General features: G+C 67.2%; 20 protein-coding genes. 14 read left to right on the top strand and 6 right to left on the bottom strand.

Annotation, left to right across the window (positions count from 1 at the left end):
- Positions 1-2: 2 nt before the first annotated feature.
- Entirely contained in the window at positions 3-2,078 is a 2,076-nt protein-coding gene (locus tag RDV84_RS21820; protein ID WP_309151566.1) for a S8 family serine peptidase, read from the bottom strand.
- A 551-nt stretch (positions 2,079-2,629) separates the two neighbouring features.
- Here RDV84_RS21820 and RDV84_RS21825 point away from each other — a divergent pair.
- The 11 genes from RDV84_RS21825 to RDV84_RS21875 all read left to right on the top strand — a co-directional run bounded on the left by RDV84_RS21825 (position 2,630) and on the right by RDV84_RS21875 (position 9,525).
- Positions 2,630-3,403: a TrbJ/VirB5 family protein gene (locus tag RDV84_RS21825; protein ID WP_309151568.1), complete on the top strand. Its 774-nt coding sequence runs from the start codon at positions 2,630-2,632 to the stop codon at positions 3,401-3,403.
- A 25-nt stretch (positions 3,404-3,428) separates the two neighbouring features.
- Positions 3,429-4,523 carry a TrbL/VirB6 family protein gene (locus RDV84_RS21830; protein ID WP_309151569.1) on the top strand — a complete coding sequence of 365 codons (1,095 nt, stop codon included), beginning with the start codon at positions 3,429-3,431 and terminating at the stop codon, positions 4,521-4,523.
- A 133-nt stretch (positions 4,524-4,656) separates the two neighbouring features.
- A complete protein-coding gene (locus tag RDV84_RS21835) occupies positions 4,657-5,118 on the top strand; it encodes a DUF4189 domain-containing protein (protein WP_309151570.1) in 462 nt (153 codons plus the stop codon).
- 132 nt (positions 5,119-5,250) lie between these two features.
- The gene (locus RDV84_RS21840; protein WP_309151571.1) at positions 5,251-5,418 is read left to right on the top strand and encodes a hypothetical protein; all 168 of its coding nucleotides are present in this window, start codon (positions 5,251-5,253) and stop codon (positions 5,416-5,418) included.
- 9 nt (positions 5,419-5,427) lie between these two features.
- A complete protein-coding gene (locus RDV84_RS21845) occupies positions 5,428-5,640 on the top strand; it encodes a VgrG-related protein (protein ID WP_309151572.1) in 213 nt (70 codons plus the stop codon).
- A 3-nt stretch (positions 5,641-5,643) separates the two neighbouring features.
- Positions 5,644-6,738 (top strand): TrbL/VirB6 family protein, encoded by a 1,095-nt coding sequence (locus RDV84_RS21850; protein ID WP_309151573.1) that lies wholly within the window; start codon positions 5,644-5,646, stop codon positions 6,736-6,738.
- A 137-nt stretch (positions 6,739-6,875) separates the two neighbouring features.
- Positions 6,876-7,253 carry a DUF4189 domain-containing protein gene (locus RDV84_RS21855; RefSeq protein WP_309151574.1) on the top strand — a complete coding sequence of 126 codons (378 nt, stop codon included), beginning with the start codon at positions 6,876-6,878 and terminating at the stop codon, positions 7,251-7,253.
- A 79-nt stretch (positions 7,254-7,332) separates the two neighbouring features.
- Entirely contained in the window at positions 7,333-7,800 is a 468-nt protein-coding gene (locus RDV84_RS21860; RefSeq protein ID WP_309151575.1) for a DUF4189 domain-containing protein, read from the top strand.
- A gap of 24 nt (positions 7,801-7,824) precedes the next feature.
- Positions 7,825-8,307: a DUF4189 domain-containing protein gene (locus RDV84_RS21865; RefSeq protein WP_309151576.1), complete on the top strand. Its 483-nt coding sequence runs from the start codon at positions 7,825-7,827 to the stop codon at positions 8,305-8,307.
- A 433-nt stretch (positions 8,308-8,740) separates the two neighbouring features.
- Entirely contained in the window at positions 8,741-9,157 is a 417-nt protein-coding gene (locus RDV84_RS21870; RefSeq protein ID WP_309151577.1) for a DUF4189 domain-containing protein, read from the top strand.
- 47 nt (positions 9,158-9,204) lie between these two features.
- Positions 9,205-9,525, top strand: coding sequence for an XVIPCD domain-containing protein (locus tag RDV84_RS21875; RefSeq protein ID WP_309151578.1), 321 nt, complete (start codon positions 9,205-9,207; stop codon positions 9,523-9,525).
- Between the two features lie 296 nt (positions 9,526-9,821).
- Here the strand turns inward: RDV84_RS21875 and RDV84_RS21880 are convergent, their stop codons facing one another.
- Both RDV84_RS21880 and RDV84_RS21885 read right to left on the bottom strand, forming a co-directional pair.
- Positions 9,822-10,175 (bottom strand): RidA family protein, encoded by a 354-nt coding sequence (locus tag RDV84_RS21880; RefSeq protein WP_309151579.1) that lies wholly within the window; start codon positions 10,173-10,175, stop codon positions 9,822-9,824.
- Between the two features lie 189 nt (positions 10,176-10,364).
- The gene (locus tag RDV84_RS21885; RefSeq protein ID WP_309151580.1) at positions 10,365-11,063 is read right to left on the bottom strand and encodes a hypothetical protein; all 699 of its coding nucleotides are present in this window, start codon (positions 11,061-11,063) and stop codon (positions 10,365-10,367) included.
- Positions 11,064-11,505: 442 nt separating this feature from the next.
- On the opposite strand from RDV84_RS21885, the gene RDV84_RS21890 reads away from it, so the two are divergent.
- Positions 11,506-12,459: a glycoside hydrolase family 19 protein gene (locus RDV84_RS21890; protein ID WP_078998367.1), complete on the top strand. Its 954-nt coding sequence runs from the start codon at positions 11,506-11,508 to the stop codon at positions 12,457-12,459.
- Here RDV84_RS21890 and RDV84_RS27020 read toward each other — a convergent pair.
- From RDV84_RS27020 to RDV84_RS21900, 3 genes are read right to left on the bottom strand one after another with little or no spacing between them, the layout of a single operon-like run.
- Positions 12,402-12,554, bottom strand: coding sequence for a DUF6053 domain-containing protein (locus RDV84_RS27020; protein ID WP_425606200.1), 153 nt, complete (start codon positions 12,552-12,554; stop codon positions 12,402-12,404). The two genes, RDV84_RS21890 and RDV84_RS27020, sit on opposite strands and share 58 nt — an antisense overlap.
- A gap of 3 nt (positions 12,555-12,557) precedes the next feature.
- Entirely contained in the window at positions 12,558-13,151 is a 594-nt protein-coding gene (locus tag RDV84_RS21895) for a hypothetical protein (protein ID WP_309151581.1), read from the bottom strand.
- Positions 13,152-13,200: 49 nt separating this feature from the next.
- Positions 13,201-14,724, bottom strand: a complete 1,524-nt coding sequence (locus RDV84_RS21900) for a PhoPQ-activated pathogenicity-related family protein (RefSeq protein WP_309151582.1) — start codon at positions 14,722-14,724, stop codon at positions 13,201-13,203.
- 585 nt (positions 14,725-15,309) lie between these two features.
- On the opposite strand from RDV84_RS21900, the gene RDV84_RS21905 reads away from it, so the two are divergent.
- Complete coding sequence (locus RDV84_RS21905) at positions 15,310-16,440, top strand: linear amide C-N hydrolase (protein WP_158229921.1); 1,131 nt, start codon at positions 15,310-15,312, stop codon at positions 16,438-16,440.
- A 159-nt stretch (positions 16,441-16,599) separates the two neighbouring features.
- Positions 16,600-17,940: a S41 family peptidase gene (locus RDV84_RS21910; RefSeq protein ID WP_057947242.1), complete on the top strand. Its 1,341-nt coding sequence runs from the start codon at positions 16,600-16,602 to the stop codon at positions 17,938-17,940.
- The last annotated feature ends 61 nt before the right edge of the window (positions 17,941-18,001 follow it).

Here is an 18,001-nt window from a genome sequence, read left to right on the forward strand (position 1 = left end):
GATCAGCTCGCCACGCAGTTGTAACAGACCAGGGCGAAATCCTGGTCGGTATCGTCGCCCGAGTTCGGCAAGCCGTTCGAGTTGATGTCGGTCGCCCGCACCTCGATGGTGAACGCGCCGCCGCCGTGCTGCGCGGCCTGCAGGAACACGCCTTCGTTGTTGTTGCGCGCGTCCGCCGCGCCGCCGGTCGCCGACCAGCCGCTGGCGTTGAACACATTGCCCAGGAACGTGCTCGCGCCCGAGCTCACGCGCAGGTCGAGGTTGTTGTTCCAGGCCGGCGTGGTGCCGCCCAGCCCGTGGCCCGGCGCGTCGGTCCACACCAGCATGATCCGCACCGGCTTGCTCGCATCGGCGGGGCGGAAGCTGCGGGTCCAGTTCTCGCCGCTGTTGTTGAACACGTGGCTCTGGTCGACGTACTGCACGGTCTGCGCCGGCTTGATCACCGGATCGATCAGCATCCGGCCCCAGCCCTGCTTGGCGTCGGGCGCGGTCGCCAGGGTGCCGCCGTCGGCGTCGAGCTTGCCGACCAGGTTCTGCGCCACCGCGGTGAACGCCGCGCGGGTTAGCGCCGGGCTCGGCGTGGCCCCGGCGAACTTGTTGCGGTAGTACTGGGTGAACAAGGCGCTGGCGCCGGCGACCTGCGGCGAGGCCATGCTGGTGCCGCACATCAGGCCGTGGCCGGTGGCGCTGTTGGCCGAATCGATCGAGCAGCCCGGCGCGACGATGCCCGGAATGCGGCGGCCGTCCAACGCCGGCCCGTGCGCGGTGTTGCTGGACAGGTCGTTGATCGCGGCGATTTGCACCGTGGCCGAGCTCTGGCCCTTGGTCGAGCCGACGGTGAAGGTGTTCTTGGCTTCGTCCGGCGAGCCCTGGCTCTGGGTGCCGCCGTTGCCGTTCATGAACGACAGCACGTAGTTCAGCGGCTGGTCGCCCGGCGCGTTCGGATCGGCGTCGCGCACGCCGACGTCGACCTGGCGGGTGTCGCCGTCGTAGCCACGCGGCGAACCGGCCGGGCCCCAGCTGTTGCCGGAGATCGTCGCCTTGTTGCGCACCGACTGGGTCATCAGCAACAGCATGCCGCCGGGCTGGGTGAAGAACGGCGAATACACCTGCTCGACCAGCTTCGCCCCCGGCGCCACGCCGAGGCCGCGCAGGAAACTGCCGGTGGAGGCGCTGGCGCGCACGTTGGAGGCGCCGTCGCCGGCCATGATCGCCGCGGTGTGGGTGCCGTGCGCGCTGCTGGCCGAGCCGCCGCAGGTGGTGCCGGTGCAGGCGGTCATGCGCGCGGCGAGATCCGGATGGGTCTGGTGGATGCCGCCGTCGACGTTGGCCATGATCACCCCGGTGCCGTTGACGCCGGCGCCGCTGAGGTAGCTCAGGTAGCCCGGCACCGCGAGGTTGCCGGCGTTGACGTTGCCGGCGTTGATCTGGCTGCTGATCTCGCCGCGCAGGCCGCCGTCGGTCGGCACGCTCTGCACGCTGTACACGCCCGGCGCCTGCGCCAGCAGCGCGATCTGGTCGGCCGCCACGCGCACGGTCTGGCTCTGCAGCGCGCGATCGACGATCTGCGCGCCCTGCCCGGCATCGGCCGCGCCGATCTTGCCCAGGGTCGCGGCGACGCCGGCGCTGTCGCGGCGGCTGATCACGCGCACGTCGAGCGCGCCGGCGCTCTTGGCCGCGGCGGCCTGGCGCAGCTGCGGCAGGACCTTGTAGGCAGGCAGGAAATCGCCGCTCCAGCGCACTTCGTTGAGCCCGGCCGCGCGCCCCAGCGCATCGCGCTTGCCCCACACGATGTAGGTGTACGGATGCAGGTACTGCACCGGCTCCAGCCCCTTGCTGCGCAACTCGTCGAGCCAGGCCTGGCGCACCGGGCCCTTGAACTGCACCAGGCGCCAATCCTCGCCGTCGGCGCGCGCGCGGCCCCACACGCTGGCGGCCTGCACCGGTTGCTGCTTGAGCGGATCGAAGCGCATGCCGCCCAGATCCAGTCGATAGTCGGCCTGCGCCTGCGCGGCGGCCAGCGGGGAAGCCAGCGCCAGCGATACGGCCAGCGCGGTGATCGTGATGCGACGGTTCATGCGGTTTTCTCCAGAAAAAGTTCGGCCGTCGCCGTCCCAGCGGACGGCGTTGGAGGGGAAACGATCGTGGGTCGGCACCGAAGAGCTATGCACCGGACAGCAACGTCCCTGCTGCCTGCGTCGCGGGACGCTGCGAAGACACTGCGCGCCTGCGAGTGGCCGCGTCCACGCCCAGACGAACGGCGCGCAGATGCGGCTGTTGCGGGCGATCACAGAATGCCGAAAAGCCTGCGGGCAACAGCTTCGACACCGAGCAAATCCGCAATTCGCACGACCGTACGAACATGTCGACGTGGCCGCTGCTTTCAGAAAAAAGACAGTCGGGTGTCGCAATAAGAGAGGGGAAAGACACACGTTTCAAAAAAACGGCGTCTAGTAGCCACTAAAAAAACACTCATACAACACCGCATTACCACGACATATACGGAGCAGCATTACGCAACTTAAATTTCCTGTTGCTTTCGAATATTCACTGAGTTTCTATTCCGCGAAGTGACGTACCGCAGCAATTCGCTGACGCCTCCACATCGCGCGGAACAAGGAAGCTCGCAATGCACCATCCGACTGAACGTTCGGCTACGAAATACAGCCATTCGCGGCGCCTGCCCGCCCTGATGGCCGCCACCGTCTTGTGCTTCGCTCAAATGGTCGCGCCGCCGGCGCACGCCCAACTCGTCGTCACCGACCCGGGCAATCTCGGCATCGCGATCAAGGATCTCTTCGACAAGATCTACCAGTACGGCCAACAAGCCACTCGCTGGACCTCGCAGTACAACCACTACCGCCAACAACTGATCAAACTGCAACAACTGCAGATGGCGCAATCGGCGATGCGCGACGACTTTCCCGAGCGCGATCCGTCCTACGGCATGGACGACATCTGCCCCGGCCCGCGCAGCGAAGGGCTGACCGGCGCGATGAGCGCGTTCAACCCGCAGCTCGATTCCGACTTGGTCGCCGAGCAACGCCGCCTCTGCCAGCGCATGGTCCTGGCCGACAACGCCAAGTACAACGAGTCGGTGCGCATGCTCAAGCAATTGATCCAGCGCAACCGCGAGTTCTCCCAGGTCGAGGGCCAGCGCGGCCAGGTCGGCGACAGCCAGGGCAGCCTCGCCGCCAACGACAACGAAACCCAGCGCTTCATGGTCCGCACCCGCATGGACCTCGACTACTGGCAGGCGCGGATGAAGGCCTACGACGACTACATCGTCGCCTTGCAGAAAGACCAGGCGCGGCTGGCGCGGCGGGCGCTGGAGGGCAAACGCTCCAACGGCATCGGAAAGATCATCCAGAGCGAAGCCATCAAGAGCGCGTTCTCGCTATAACCCCCTTCGACTCGACGGACCGAACATGCAGTTGCTCACGGAGCTTTCCGATTGGCTGATCCCGCAGGCGCAGGGCGTCGGCGATTATCTCTACTTCAAACTGGTCAACGCCTATTTCGACAGCAAGATCGACAAGTTCGGACTCGGCCTGCTCAAGCGCACCATGGCCTGGGCCAGCCAAATCGCGCTGGTGGCGACGACGCTGTGGATCATGCTGGCCGGCTACCGCATCGTCACCGGCCAATCGCGCGAACCGATGATGGCGCTGGTCGCCAACGCCACCCGCATGGCCTTCATCGTCGGCCTCGCCACCACCATGTCGTTCGGCGGCGCCAACCTGCACCGCTTCTTCACCCAGGACCTCGACCGCGAGGTGCACGAACTGTTCACCGACGACAGCCGTTCCAGCGCCGACGCCATCGACAAGAACCTGGCCTACATGCAAGTGGCGATCAGCGCCATCGATGCGGTGCAGATCCCCGAAGACAACCAGGAATTGCGCGAAAAGAAGAGCCGCGCCCTGCTGTTCGCCGGCGTCGGCACCGCCAGCCCGCCGATGGTCGCCGGCGCGATGCTGCTGCTCTACAAGTTCACCCTCGCCTTGTTCATCGGCCTGGGCCCCTTGTTCATCCTGTGCCTGATGTTCGACCAGACCAAGGACCTGTTCCGGAAGTGGTTGATGTACGGCATCGGCACCTTGTTCTCGATGGCGATGCTCAGCGTCGTGGTGTCGATGGCGCTGGAGCTGATGGCCAAGGTCGCGGTGGCGCTGTGGGTGGCGAAGATCGCCCAGATTCCGGGATCGGCTACCGAAGGCCTGGGTATGCAGGCGATGCAGCAGGGCGGCATCGGGCTCCTGATGACTACCATCATCGTGACGGTTCCCCCAGCCGCGGCGATGTTCTTCCAAGGAACCGTTGCAAGCTTCAACTACAACACCGCGTTCGCCGGCGCATCCAGGCAACAGGCGCATGAACCGGCCGCCAAAACCTCCTCCGGCGAGCAAAACAGCGCGAGCAACGGCGGCGCATCACCGCAACCATCGCGTATGTTCAATCCAAGCCCGACGCAAGAGAACAGCGACAGGGTGAAGAGACACGACGAGGTCAAAAGAGGCTAGAACTTCGCGCGCTTCTCCTTGCGCTCGCGGCTATGCATCGCCTGGTTCAAAGCCAGCGCCCCTACAGAGAGGCGCAGCCTTCAAACTCCGCCGACGCAAGGGAATCTCCGTTTCAATACAAAGAGCCAAGCTTATGAATGGCAACGAACCGAACGCTAGAAAAGCGACTGTCTTCCTTTTCGCCTTCATCGCCAGTCTGCCCGCCCACGCCTTCGCATGCACCATGGTCTACGGAAACGGGTGGCAAGGCTGCGTCGAAACACCGGAACGCGAACCCGTCCAGTTCGACAGATGGGGCGCCGTAGCCACCGACAAGTCCAATGGAGCGTTCGGCGCGGCGGACACGGTGTCCGAAAGGGCGAGGGCCATCAAAAAGGCGATAAAGAAATGCAAGGACAACAAAGGCGTTCATTGCGAGATCAGGCTGATCTACAGGAACGAATGCGCTGCCGCGGTCTCGGGAAGCGGCTGGGACTTTTTCAATAGCGATCCTGACCGCGAGACCGCGATATCAACTGCGGTACGCAGATGCGAAGAGAAAGACACCGATTGCAAGGTCGTGTACACGCGTTGCAGCTACGCAGTGAGCAGGTAGCCACCACCTGAGAATTCGCGTCCGTCGCCCGCGAGCTACATGCCCTGCGTAGTTCAGCGAGCCCGCCATGCACATTTCCCGCCGTCCTCCGGGCGGCGACGGCCTCGCGCTGCCCAAAGGAATCCGACTGCGATGCACATCCGCCCCGTCCTGCCCTGCGCCATCGCGCTGAAGGCCTGCTTCGCCGCCGCGACACACGCGGTCGGCCCCGCACCGAAATCCGTAGCGCTGCGCGCCAGCTACCAGCGCTGCCTCGGCGACAGCGGCGGCGTTACGCCGGCGATGCAGGATGCGCTGTGAAGCACGTCGGTGCAGTTGCGCACGCTCACGCCCGGCATCGTCGAGAAGGGATTCAAGGAAAAGTTCGGCCCGCGCTACCAGCTCGACCAGCTGTCCGACCGCGACATCGTCGAGGCGATCCAGGATTACAAGACCCAGCACACCGGCCGGTTGTTCCGCAGTTCGCCGGATGCTTGGGAGGGCTGCTCAATCGAGCGCAGCGCGAGAAGGACGATCTGGTAGCCCTTGGCCGAAGGTCGCGAGCCGGCGCGCAGCGCGCAGGCGGCGCCAGCGCGACACGCCGAGGTCGAACGCGCCCAGGCCGCGCTCAACGCGCTCGGCATCAGCAAGATCGACAAGTTAGGACTCGGCCTGCTCAAGCGCACCATGGCCTGGGCCAGCCAAATCGCGCTGGTGGCGACGACGCTGTGGATCATGCTGGCCGGCTACCGCATCGTCACCGGCCAATCGCGCGAACCGATGATGGCGCTGGTCGCCAACGCCACCCGCATGGCTTTCATCGTCGGCCTCGCCACCACCATGTCGTTCGGCGGCGCCAGCCTGCACCGCTTCTTCACCCAGGACCTCGACCGCGAGGTGCACGAACTGTTCACCGACGACAGCCGTTCCAGCGCCGACGCCATCGACAAGAACCTGGCCTACATGCAAGTGGCGATCAGCGCCATCGACGCGGTACAGATCCCTGAAGACAACCAGGAATTGCGCGAAAAGAAGAGCCGCGCCCTGCTGTTCGCCGGCGTCGGCACCGCCAGCCCGCCGATGGTCGCCGGCGCGATGCTGCTGCTCTACAAGTTCACCCTCGCCTTGTTCATCGGCCTGGGCCCCTTGTTCATCCTGTGCCTGATGTTCGACCAGACCAAGGACCTGTTCCGGAAGTGGTTGATGTACGGCATCGGCACCTTGTTCTCGATGGCGATGCTCAGCGTCGTGGTGTCGATGGCGCTGGAGCTGATGGCCAAGGTCGCGGTGGCGCTGTGGGTGGCGAAGGCCGTCGGCATCCCGGGCACCGATGCCGAGGGACTGGGGATGCAGGCGATGCAGCAAGGCGGTATCGGCCTACTGATGACGACGATGATCGTGACGGTGCCGCCGGCGGCTGCGATGTTCTTTCAGGGGACGTTGGGGAGTTTTAGTTATAGCTCCGCCTTCACCAATCCGAAGCAAAACAGCAGTCAACCGACCGACCGAGGCAACCAGCAACAACCGAGCACCCGAGATACCGGTGGAACACTTCCGCTTCAGCAGTATCGCCCACCAAGCGAAAAATCCGCCGACAACAGCGACCGCATCAAAAAAGAACACGAAGTAAAGAAGAACTAAAAGACCAACACCACTGCTTCCGACGCAACCCATGTTCAAAACAAAGACGGGAACGAATGAAGACTGCAATTCGATTGTTTCTATTTACATCCATATCTTGGCCATACATCGCCATGGCCTGCCCACCCGGGAGCATCTTGCAGAAAGGCAATGGCTGGGAAGGATGCGTCGGCGGCCCTGACCCTGACCAGCCTACCTGGGAAAAGCGCTGGGGAGCGATCGCTCTCGACGACACAACGGGGGCGTTCGGTTCATCAAGCCGGGAGGGCTCCGAGAGCAGAGCCGAGAAGAACGCGCTTGCCACTTGCAAAAAGCAGGGTGGAAAGACGTGCAGGATCGAAATCAGCTACCACAATCAATGCGTCAGCCTCGCCGCCGGAAAGTTCAAATACTTCGTCCGAGCCGATTACACGCTCGCACTGGCGGAATCAAACAGCCTAAGCAAGTGCGGGAAGGAGGACGAAGGCTGCAAGATCTTCTACTCCAACTGCAGCCTGCCCGAACGTATTCAATAGCCCTGATCACCGACGACGGAAATGCGGACGTGCAGAATCAATACAGCATCAAGAAGCGCTATTGAATCGGGAGGAACCGATGAAATTCTTGCGCACGATCCCGCTGATTTTCACGATCCTATACTCCGGAATCGTTTCAGCCTGCCCACCCGGCAGCGTTCTACAGAAAGGTAACGGCTGGGAGGGCTGCATCCAGTCTTCCTCTGCTAGCGAAAGCGGCCCGAGTTGGAAGAAGCAATGGGGCGCCGTTGCAACCGATGGAGCCAAAGGCGCACTTGGCGCATCGATCGAAGCCGACTCCAAAAGATCCGCAGAGGAGATCGCCCTGCGAGAGTGCACCCAGGACGGAGGGGAAAACTGCAGGATAAAAATTGCGTACTACAACCAGTGCGCAAGCGTGGTATCGAGCTACAAGGCGATCTACGTTCAAAGCGCCGAAACTCGGGAAGCAGCAATCTCCGAAGGCATGAACCGATGCGTCGGCGCCGGCGAAGACGGATGTCAAGAGTTCTATTCTGGCTGTAGTCTTGCCAAGCGAATCAAATAGCGGCGGAAAGCCAGGAGGACTGAAATGAACCAGACCTCGGTCGCCTTCGTAATGGCGATCTCAGCCATGTTTCTCACAACTTCATTCGCTGCCTATGCCTGCCCGCCCGGAAGCACCTTGCAGAAAGGCAACGGCTGGGAAGGTTGCGTCCAGACAGGCATTCCTTCCACAAACAGCGGCCCGGCTTGGAAAACGCAGTGGGGAGCCATCGCAACCGACGGCAGCAGCGCAGCTCTCGGAACGGCAATCGAAGCCAGCTCAAAGAGAATCGCTGAGAGAGCCGCACTAAAGCTATGCAAGGAAGATGGCGGCAAAAACTGCAAAATAAAGCTCGCGTACTACAACCAGTGCGCAAGCCTTATCTCTGGCGACAGGCTCTTCTTCGTACAGAGTGCCGAAACCCGCGAAGAAGCCGTATCCGACGGACTCGATCGCTGCCGCCACGCTGGCGACACAGGTTGTAGCGAACACTACTCCGGCTGCAGTCTTCCGAAGCAAGTCAGATGAGCTATCCCTGGTGGAGGATTGCACCGCCCCTCTAGACGCTTCTCCGATCTCCCGCGCAGTCGCCTGAAACGCTCTCGCCACTTTCAAGCAGCAGGGAGGAAAGACGCGAAGAATCGAAATAAGCCACCACAATCAATGCGCCAGCCCTACCGCCGGAGAGTTCAAATACTTCATCCGGACCGACTACACGCTCGCACTGTCGGAATCGAACAGCCTAAGCAGGTGGGGGAAGGAGGACGGCTGCAAGGTCTTCTACTCGAAGTGCAGTCTACCCGAACGTGTTCGATAGCCCTGCTCGCCGAGGAAACTAAGCAAACGCCGATGCGCTCTTAAATCAGGCCCGTCTGCCCACTCTCCACGGCCTCACCATCCAGGAAAAATTCGGCAGGGACGAATGTATCCGCAACCAATTGCTCTTAATGTACTTGTCGTCATGTCCTTCGCTTCATTCGGCAGCGCCCATGCCTCCTGCGACATGCAACGCGGAAACGGTTGGCAAGGCTGCGCCGAGCAACCACAAGCGGCCACCGTCTACTACGACCGGTGGGGTGCTATCGCTACCGACGAGTCGAACGGGGCATTCGGCACCGCCGAATGGATTGCGCGCAAGGACGGTGCCGAAAAGAAGGCGCTGAAGGAATGCCGGAAGAATCGCGACATCGATTGCGCGATCAAGTTCACATACACAAACGAATGCGTGAGCGTGATTACCGGAGCCCGGATGAACTACTTCCAAAGCAGCGTCTCCGACCAGGCCGCCATATCGCATGGGTTGCGCCGATGCCAAAAGGACGACAGCGACTGCAAGGTTTTCTACGTCGGCTGCAGCCTGCCCAGAAAAGGAATCTAACCGCGCCCCATCCCGCGCTCCTGTTTTGAAGCGGCTGCGTCCGCGTGATGCTGGAGAAACTCGACGCCGCAGCCGGCTTCGACACGCGCGAACGACTCGAACGCGCGGCCGCGGTCATGGCCTACGAAGCGCGCATCGGCGGCCTGCAGCGCATCGACCGCATCGTCCAGAGCGCCGACGGACAGCGCCTGTTCGCGATCGAAGGCGATCCGCGCGATCCCTCGCATCAGCGCGCGGTCGCCGACAAGGCCCAGGCGAGCGTGCAGCCGATAGCGCAGACGACGCGGGCGCTGGAGCAGGATGCGCCGGCACCCGCACCGCAGCCGCAACCCGTCGCGCCGCAGCCGACCGCGCCGATGCAGGCCTGAGCGCAGCGCTTTTGGCAGCATGCAATCCAACCCTGGCCCTTCGATGCAGGCCCGACCCGGTTGCTTTTGTGGGAGGGACTTCAGTCCCGACGCTGTTCGATCCGCTTGCAATGGGGTTTGCGGCGGCTGAGAGAACAGCGTCGGGACTGAAGTCCCTCCCACAATGAAGCGGCCACCTTGGCGGACGCTGTGTGTACCGAGGGGTTGCGCGTGCGCTAGGCCATTGCGCATGCGCCACGCCGCTGCGGCGATCGCGCAAGCCATGCCAGCAATCGCCCAGGCCGCTAAGCGATGCCTCAGGCCCCTGACACCGCCGCAGTCACCACGATCTCGACCCGGTACTTCGGATTGGCCAGCAGCGCCTGCACGGTCGCGCGCGGCGGGGTGTGGCCGGGTTCGACCCAGGCGTCCCAGACCGCGTTCATGCCGTCGAAGTCGGCGATGTCGGCGAGGAAGATCTGCGCCATCAGGATGCGGGTCTTGTCGCTGCCGGCGCGCGCCAGCAGCGCGTCGATCGAGGCCAGGGTCTCGCGGGTCTGGCCGGCGATGTCCAGGTCCTCGCTGTCGGGCACTTGCCCGGCCAGGTAGGCCACGCCGTTGTGGATCGCCATTTCCGACAGGCGCGCGCCTACGTCGAATCGCTGGATCATGTGTCACCTCGCTGCTGTGGGGACGGCATTGTCCCGCATCGCGGCGTGGCCGGCAGCCCTTGCGGCGAGCCGGCGCTTGCGGGCCGCGCGCGGCCGACCGGGCGCAGGCTCGACGCGCGGGCGGCCGCAGTCGCCTGCGAAGCCGCCCACCCGCCTTGCCGGCCGTGTCCGGGCCGGGTCCGCACGCAACTACATCTCCGGCGTGTTCGCCTCGATGATCCGGTCGCTCTCGGCGCGCTCGCCCGCGCGTTCGGCGCGCAGGGCCGCGTCGGCGTTGGCGCGGTGCTGGGCGCGCACCTGCGGCGGCAGCGCATCGACCTGGCGGTTGGGCTGCAGCATCGCCCGCTCGCCCGGCGGCAGTTGGCAGTTGCGGCTGAGGATTTCCAGTTCGTCGCCGTTGCGCGCCGCGCCGCTTTGCAGGTTGACCACCACGCCGAGGGTGTCGCCCAGCGGTTCGAGCTGGCGGCAGATCGCATCGACCGTGCCGTAGCTGCGGTCTGCGTTGCGGTCGACGATGGCGAACAGGTTCTCGCCGTCGATCCACACCACCGAGCGCACGCCCTTGACGCCGCGCGCGGCGATGCGGGCGTTCTCGCGGTCCACGCGCTTGCTCGGGTCGGCGAGCTTGATCGAGCGGTTGAAGTCGCGGTTGAGCTCCTGCAGGTTCTGCTGCAAACCCTGCTGGTCGCCGCCGAGCGCTTGCGCGCGCATCTTGACCAGCCGCTGCGCGGTCTCGCCCGGGTCCAGCATCTGTCCGGCGCGCGGCGGCGCGGCCTCGGCCTGCGCGCGGCCGCCGCTGTCGGCGCCGCCGCAGCCGCCGGCCAGCAACGCCGCGGACGCCGCCAACGCCGCCCACACCGGGGATTTCGGGATCGCCTTGCGCTTCATCGCTGCACCTCGCCGCCGCGCGGCCTGGCTTGGGAACGGGCCCGCGCGCTCGCCGGCGCGGACCACAGCGGCCTTATACCGCGCCGCGGCGCAAAACGGTTGCCGCATCGCAACGCAAATGCGAACCCGGTCGCGCGCGGGCCGTATCGATGCCGCAACTCGCGCACCCGGAACCGCGCCGCGACGGATTCCGCGACCGCGGCCCAAATTCAGCTTCGAGCCGCCGCTACATTCGCGCCCAGGCGCAAGACCCGCGCCCGCTTGCGCCGCCTCGCGCGGCGACGGCCGGAAATCGCACCGGCCGCGGCGGGCACGGCGCGCGCCGTTCCAATAGCGGTACCGATAACGATAACGACGCCATCGCCGATGCTGTCGCCGCACCGTGGCCTCGCGCCGCGATGCGCCTCGGGGGGACCGAGAACCCGAACCCTGAGGAATCCTCATGTCCAAGCTCGCCACGTCCCCGCTCCGCCTCCGCACCGCCCTCGCCCGCGCCGCCGGCCTGTTCGGCCTGTTGTGCGCGCATTCGGCCTTCGCCGCGCCGCAAGCGCCATTCGCCGACGATGCCCTCGCCCCGGCCGCGGTCGCGCCCGCCGCCTGCAACTACGTCGAATGGACGCGCGGGGTGAACTACACCCTCGGCACCATCGTGCGCTTCCCGCCGAACGGCCAGTTCTACAAGCTGGTCAACGTCGGCACCAACGGCAGCGACGGCACCGACCCGACCATCAGCACCTGGTATTGGCAGCCGACCACCTGCGACGGCGGCGGCCCCTCGCCGGGCGGCTTCGTGGTCAGCGAGGCGCAGTTCAACCAGATGTTCCCCAACCGCAACGGCTTCTACACCTACTCCGGGCTGATCGCGGCGCTGCGTTCGTATCCGAACTTCGCCAAGGAAGGCGGCGACACCATCGCGCGCCAGGAAGCGGCGGCGTTCCTGGCCAACGTCCACCACGAGACCGGCGGGCTGGTGCACATCCGCGAGCAGAACCAGGCCAACTGGGACCATTACTGCCAGCCGGCCGGCACCTGCGGCGGCAAGCAGTATTACGGGCGCGGGCCGATCCAGCTGAGCTGGAACTACAACTATTCCGCCGCCGGCAATGCGCTGGGGCTGGACCTGATCAACAACCCGGACTGGGTCGCCACCAACTCGGCGATCTCGTGGCAGACCGCCTTGTGGTACTGGATGACCCAGCGCGGCGCCGCCAGCAACACCCCGCACCAGGCGATGGTGAACCTGCGCGCGTTCGGCGAGACCATCCGCGCGATCAACGGCGGCATCGAATGCAACGCCGGCGGCATCGGCCACCAGCAGATGCTCAACCGGGTGCAGATCTATCGCGGCTTCAGCGCGACGCTCGGCGTGCCCGCGGGCAACAACCTGGAGTGCTGACGGCGTTGTGAGGTGGGAGGGCGTTCAGGCCCGATGCTCTTGTCCCGCATCGCGGGAATCTGAAAGAAGAGCATCGGGCCTGAAGGCCCTCCCACTGCTCAGCCGTCGAACGCGGCGCAGCCGATTTCCTGCGTGCCGGGTTCGTCGCCCTTGCGCACGAAGCGGATGTCCGGCATCGGCACGTCCTCGGTCGCCTCCGCCATCGGTACGCCCTCGCTGTAGACGTCGCGATAGACCTGCGGCAACGGCTTGGCGCCGATCGCCGCGCGCGCCTGTTCCGGCGTGGCCTCGACCACGACCGCGAAGGTCGCGCCGCTGCCGAAGTCGAACTCGATCCGGCGCACCGGGAACCCGTGCAGGCGGATCGGCTTGCCCGGCGTCAGCGTGCCCGAACCGACCCCGACCTCGCCGACGCTGGCGTCGTCGCTGATGCCGACGCCGGCATCGCGCAAAGTCTTGTCGAACCCGGCTTCCTGCACGTCGGAAATGAAGCCGCCGGCGCAGGCGGCGTTGCTCGCCACCCAGGCGGCGAAGTCGAATGCCGGCGCGGACGCGGACGCGGGCGCGGACGCCGCCGGCGCAGCCGCCGCAGGCGACGACGCGTCGCCGCGCTCGCCGCAAGCGCTCAAGCCCGCGGCCAGCAAGGCGCCGGCGAGCGCGCCGGGCACCCAGCCGCGAGCGCGGATAGCCATGGACGAACACGCGTTCATGCGATCACCTCTCCCTGAAAGTGGCGACAGCCTACCCGTTCGCCGCCGCCGGCGCAGCCGCGGGCGCGTGCGTGGGCGCGTGCGGCGGCAGCACCAGGCAAGCGCCGCTGCCGTTCGGCGGCGGCTGGTTCGGGAACTGCGCGTCCGGGTAGACGAACACCGGCGAGGTCGCGACGAAGCCGTCGGCGAAGGCGAACTCGACGAAGGCCGCGCCCCAGCCGCGCGCCGGCTTGGCCAGCGCCGCCTCGACCGCGTTGCGCCGCAGTTCCAGCGGCTGCTCGCGATAACGCACGCCGCAGGCGTAGCGGAAATCGCGCGAATCCGGATTCTCCGCCAGCCACAGCCGCGCCGACACCGGCCGCTCGGACGCGCGCGCGCTCAGGCGCAGCGCGCCGTCGCGCTCGCCGAGCCGCGCGCGCACCTGCGGCAGCGCCTGATGGCGGTTCCAGCGCTGCAACGCCGGAATCAGCGTGGTGCGGATGTGGTCGCGGATGCCGCCGTGGTTGGAGTTCGGCGCCGCGCGCAGTGCGGTCGCGCCGGGCAGGTCGTCCACGTACAGGCGTTGCGCGTCGGGCGGGAAGAAATCGTCGCCGCTGGCGCTGACCAGGTACTTGGGAATGCCCAGCCGCGCGCGATGGCGGCCGGACAGATAGCTGTAGGGATCGTCGACCTGCATCAGCCGGGCGAAGGCCGGTTCTTGGTAGCGGCGGGTGATGCCTTCCTGGTAGTACGGCTGCAACGCGATCGGCCAGCCGCCGCCGTAGACCCGGCCGATGTGGCCGATCAGCGGCGCGATGCGCATGTCGATCACGTAGGACACGATGGCGCCGACGCGCGCATCGCCGATCGCGGTCAGCCACGCCGCCCAGGCGCGCTTGGACGCGCCGGTGACCACGAACGAGCGCAACCGGTACGGCGCAAGCTCGCGTTGGGCCAGATCCATCGCCTTGACCGCGGCCTCGGCCATCGGCACGTGCAGCGGCAAGGTGGCGTTGCTCGCGACCGGCTCGTCGAGGAAGCGGCGCCAGGTCGCGGCGACCAGCGCGTCCTCCTTCCGCGGCGGCTCGCCCGGCAGCGCGAGGTACTGGTTCGGCGCGTCGGACACCGAGACCACGATGGTCTGGGTGGCCACCGCGGTCTCGCGCGCGAGCTCCTCGCTGAAGTCGCTCGGCGGGCGCTGCGGATCGCTGCCGTTGCCGCGGTTGGTGCCGTTGTTGATCACCAGCAGGGCCGATTTCGGCCGCGCCGCATCCGGCACGTAGAGATCGACGCGATGGCTCCACTGCGCCGGATCGGCGCCGCCGCTTTCCGGCCACGATTGCGAATACAGGCGATAGCTGCGCCGCTCCGCGCCGTCCAGGCGCACGCGCTCGATCGCCTCGTAGCGCAGCGGCAGGCGCGATTGGCGCTGGCGGTACTCGGGCCAGGCCTGTCCGAAGTCGGCCGTCGGCGCGCGCTGCGCGGCGGGCGCGGCGGCGTGCAGGCTGGCGCAGGCGGCGAGCGCGGCGACGCAGGCCAGGGTCGGGACGTAACGGGCGAAACGCGGCGGCTTCATGCGCGGACGGTCCTGGTGGGCGAAAGGCCAAGGATAAACGCAGGCGGTCGCGGCGTCGGCGGCTACGGTCGGGTTTGTCGTGGTTGCGTTGTCGCGGTCGCGGCTTGCGCCGCTCTACAGGAGCTTCGGCGGCTTCGTATCCGACTGTAGGAGCGGCGCGAGCCGCGACCGCGACAATACAACCACGACGAACGCCGCCCGCGATCGCAACGCAACGTAACACCGATTGCGCACCGGCCCGCACCCACCGAACCGACAACTTGCGCAAACCGCGCTCATCACAAAACCTTCGCGCGCCGCTTCGATTTCGTTCATCGCCACGACGTGCGCCAACGCACATCGCAACACCGTCGCCCAGCAAAATCCCGTAGCGCGCGACCCGTCACAGAACCGATGACCTGTCCGACCGCCCGCCGCGCGTTGTTACTTTCGGACATCGCCTTCGCACACGCGGCCGACGCCGCGTGCGGAGCATCGATCCTTCCGCAGCACTCCCGCACCGACGCATCCATCGCCGACACGCGAACGCGCGCGGCCCGTCCGCGCGCGTCCGCTCAACGCCACCAGCGCAAAGGAGCTTTCCGCATGTGCACCAACTTCCTGCTGTCCGTCCCCAACGTTCCCTCGGGCTCGCCAGGCGCGCTCCAGCACATCACCGCGCGCTGCATGGAACTCACCGGCACCCTCGCCACCCGCCTGTACCGCGTGCCGGCGCAGCAGAAGTTCCCGATCTTCCGCGACCACTCGCAACCGTGGACCGGCCAATACGGCTTCGTCGCCCTCGCCGATCCGGAGACGATGCCGGAGTTCACCACCTTCATCGACGGCATCAACCAGGCAGGCCTGTCCTGCGCGGCGCTGTGGTTGCCGGGCACGCAGTACGCGACCCAGGCCGACAGCGGCGAACAGCCCGTCGCCTTCCACGATTTCGTCGCCTGGGTGATGAGCCAGTTCGACTCGGTGCCGACCCTGGTCAGCGCATTGGCCAACGTGCGCATCGTCGGCCCGCAGCCCGACGCGCCGACCTACCTGCCGGTGCACTTCATCGCCACCGACAGCCAGGGCCTGAGCGCGGTGATCGAATGCATCGGCGGGCAGACCATCGTCTACGGCCCGGACTACCGCAACGGCGCCACCAACGACGCGGTGCTGACCAACGCGCCGACCTACGACTGGCACCGCAGCAACCTGGAGATCTACGAGAAGCTCAGCGTCGTCGGCTCGGGCACCTCGCGCAAGGCCGACTCCGGCCCGCCGGTCGGCGCCGGCACGGTCGGCCTGCCCGGCGACATCACTTCGCCCTCGCGCTTCATCAAGGCCTGGTTCCTGCGCAAGGGCCTGGGCCTGCTGCCGCGCGACGGCAAGGGCTGGCTGCCCACGGCCAAGCTCGACGGCGCCACCGACAGCACCCAGACCGTCGTCAACGTCGCCCTGCAGTTGGTGCAGATCGTCCAGGCCACGCCCTACGGCACCGCGCTGGTCAGCAGCGACAAGCATCCCTTGCCGCAGCAGGGCGACTGGACGATGTGGCAGGTCGCGCGCGACCACACCAACGCGGTGTACTACTTCAACAGCGCGTTCAACGCCACGGTGCAGCGGGTCGACCTGAGCCAGCTCGACTTCGGCGGCGGCAGCGTCAGCGCCGGCGAGCTGGCCTCGGTGCAGGTGATGCCGGCGCCGGGCCCCTGGTACAACGACCTCAGCGCGCAGTTCTGAGCGCGCCGGTCCGAGCGCGCTGGCATGGGCGCGCTGGCATGGGCGCGCAGGCACGGGCACGCAGGCACGGGCGCGGGCGCCTGCGCGCAGCGGCTGCAACGCGGCGAGGCTTGCCTGCATCTACGGGGAACACCTGTCCCTGTCGAACCGGAGCCGCCCATGCGCCAGTCGTCCCGCCCGCCCCGCCTCGGCGCCTGGCGCCGTCGCGCCGCAACGTTGTGCCTGATCGCGCTGTGCGCGCCCGCCGTCGCCGCCCCGCCCGCGGCGCCGGCGGGGCCGCGCGCGATCGTGGCGCAGGTCGCCGACGCCATCGACCGCAACTTCTACGATCCGCAACGCGCCGCGCGCCTTGCGGCGCAGTTGCGCGAGGAAGCCGGCGCCGGCCGCTACGACGCCGACACCGATCCGCGCGACCTCGCCACCGCGCTGAGCCGGCGCCTGCGCCCGGAAGACAACCACTTCCGGGTCGAATGGCGCGATCCGGCGCTCGCCGCGGCCGCGCCGCGCGGCCCCGGCCCGCGACCGTCCGCGGACGCGGCCGACGCCTCGCGCCGGCGCAACTACGGCCTGCGCGCGGTGGAAACGCTGGCCGGCAATGTCGGCTATCTGGACCTGCGCGAACTGCCGGACCTGGATTTCGACGACCCGGCCGATCCGGCCCGGCGCGCGCTCGACGCCGCGCTGGCGCTGCTGGCCGAGCGCGACGCGGTGATCGTCGACCTGCGCCACAACGGCGGCGGCTCGCCGGCCTCGGTGGGCTATCTGACCAGCGCCTTCACCCCGCGCGGCGCGCCGATCTACAACCGCTTCCGCGCGCGCCTGGACGGACAGACGCGCAGCTTCGACGAAGCGCCGCTGCAGTGGTATCCGCAGCCGCGCCTGGACGTGCCGCTGTACGTGCTGACCAGCGCGCGCACCGGTTCGGCCGCCGAAGCGCTGGCCTACACCCTGCAGGCGGCGCGGCGCGCCACGGTGATCGGCGAAGCCAGCGCCGGCGCGGCCAATCCCGGCGGCGAATTTCCGCTGGCGGACGGCTACCGCGTGTTCGTGTCCACCGGTTCGCCGACCAATCCGATCACCGGCGGCAACTGGGAAGGCCGCGGCGTGCAGCCCGATATCGCCACCGCCGCCGCGCAGGCGCTCGACACCGCGCGCCTGCGGGCGCTGGAGCGGATCGTGGCCGCGCGCCAGGACGGTCCCGCCGCGCTGGACGCGCGCTGGACCCTGGAAGCGCTGCGCGCGCAGGCCGCGCCGGCCGCGTTCGCCGCCGCCGACTACCTGGGCGAGTACGAACGCCTGCGCATCGAGGACGACAACGGGCGTTTGCTGCTGCGCGATGGCCGCCGTCCGCCGCAGCCGCTGACCGCGCTGCAGCGCGACCTGTTCTGCCTCAGCGACGATCCGGCGGTGCGCCTGCGTTTCGAACGCGGCGCCGACGGCCGGGTCGCGGCGCTGGAAACGCTGCGCAGCGACGGACGCAGCAGCCGCTATCGGCGCTGAGCGCTGAGCCGGCGCGTGCCCCGCCGACGCGTGCGGCCGCCGCGCCCATCGCGCGTTCGCG

Origin of the sequence: Lysobacter yananisis, from assembly GCF_031199375.1 — a bacterium.
Classification (GTDB): domain Bacteria; phylum Pseudomonadota; class Gammaproteobacteria; order Xanthomonadales; family Xanthomonadaceae; genus Lysobacter; species Lysobacter yananisis.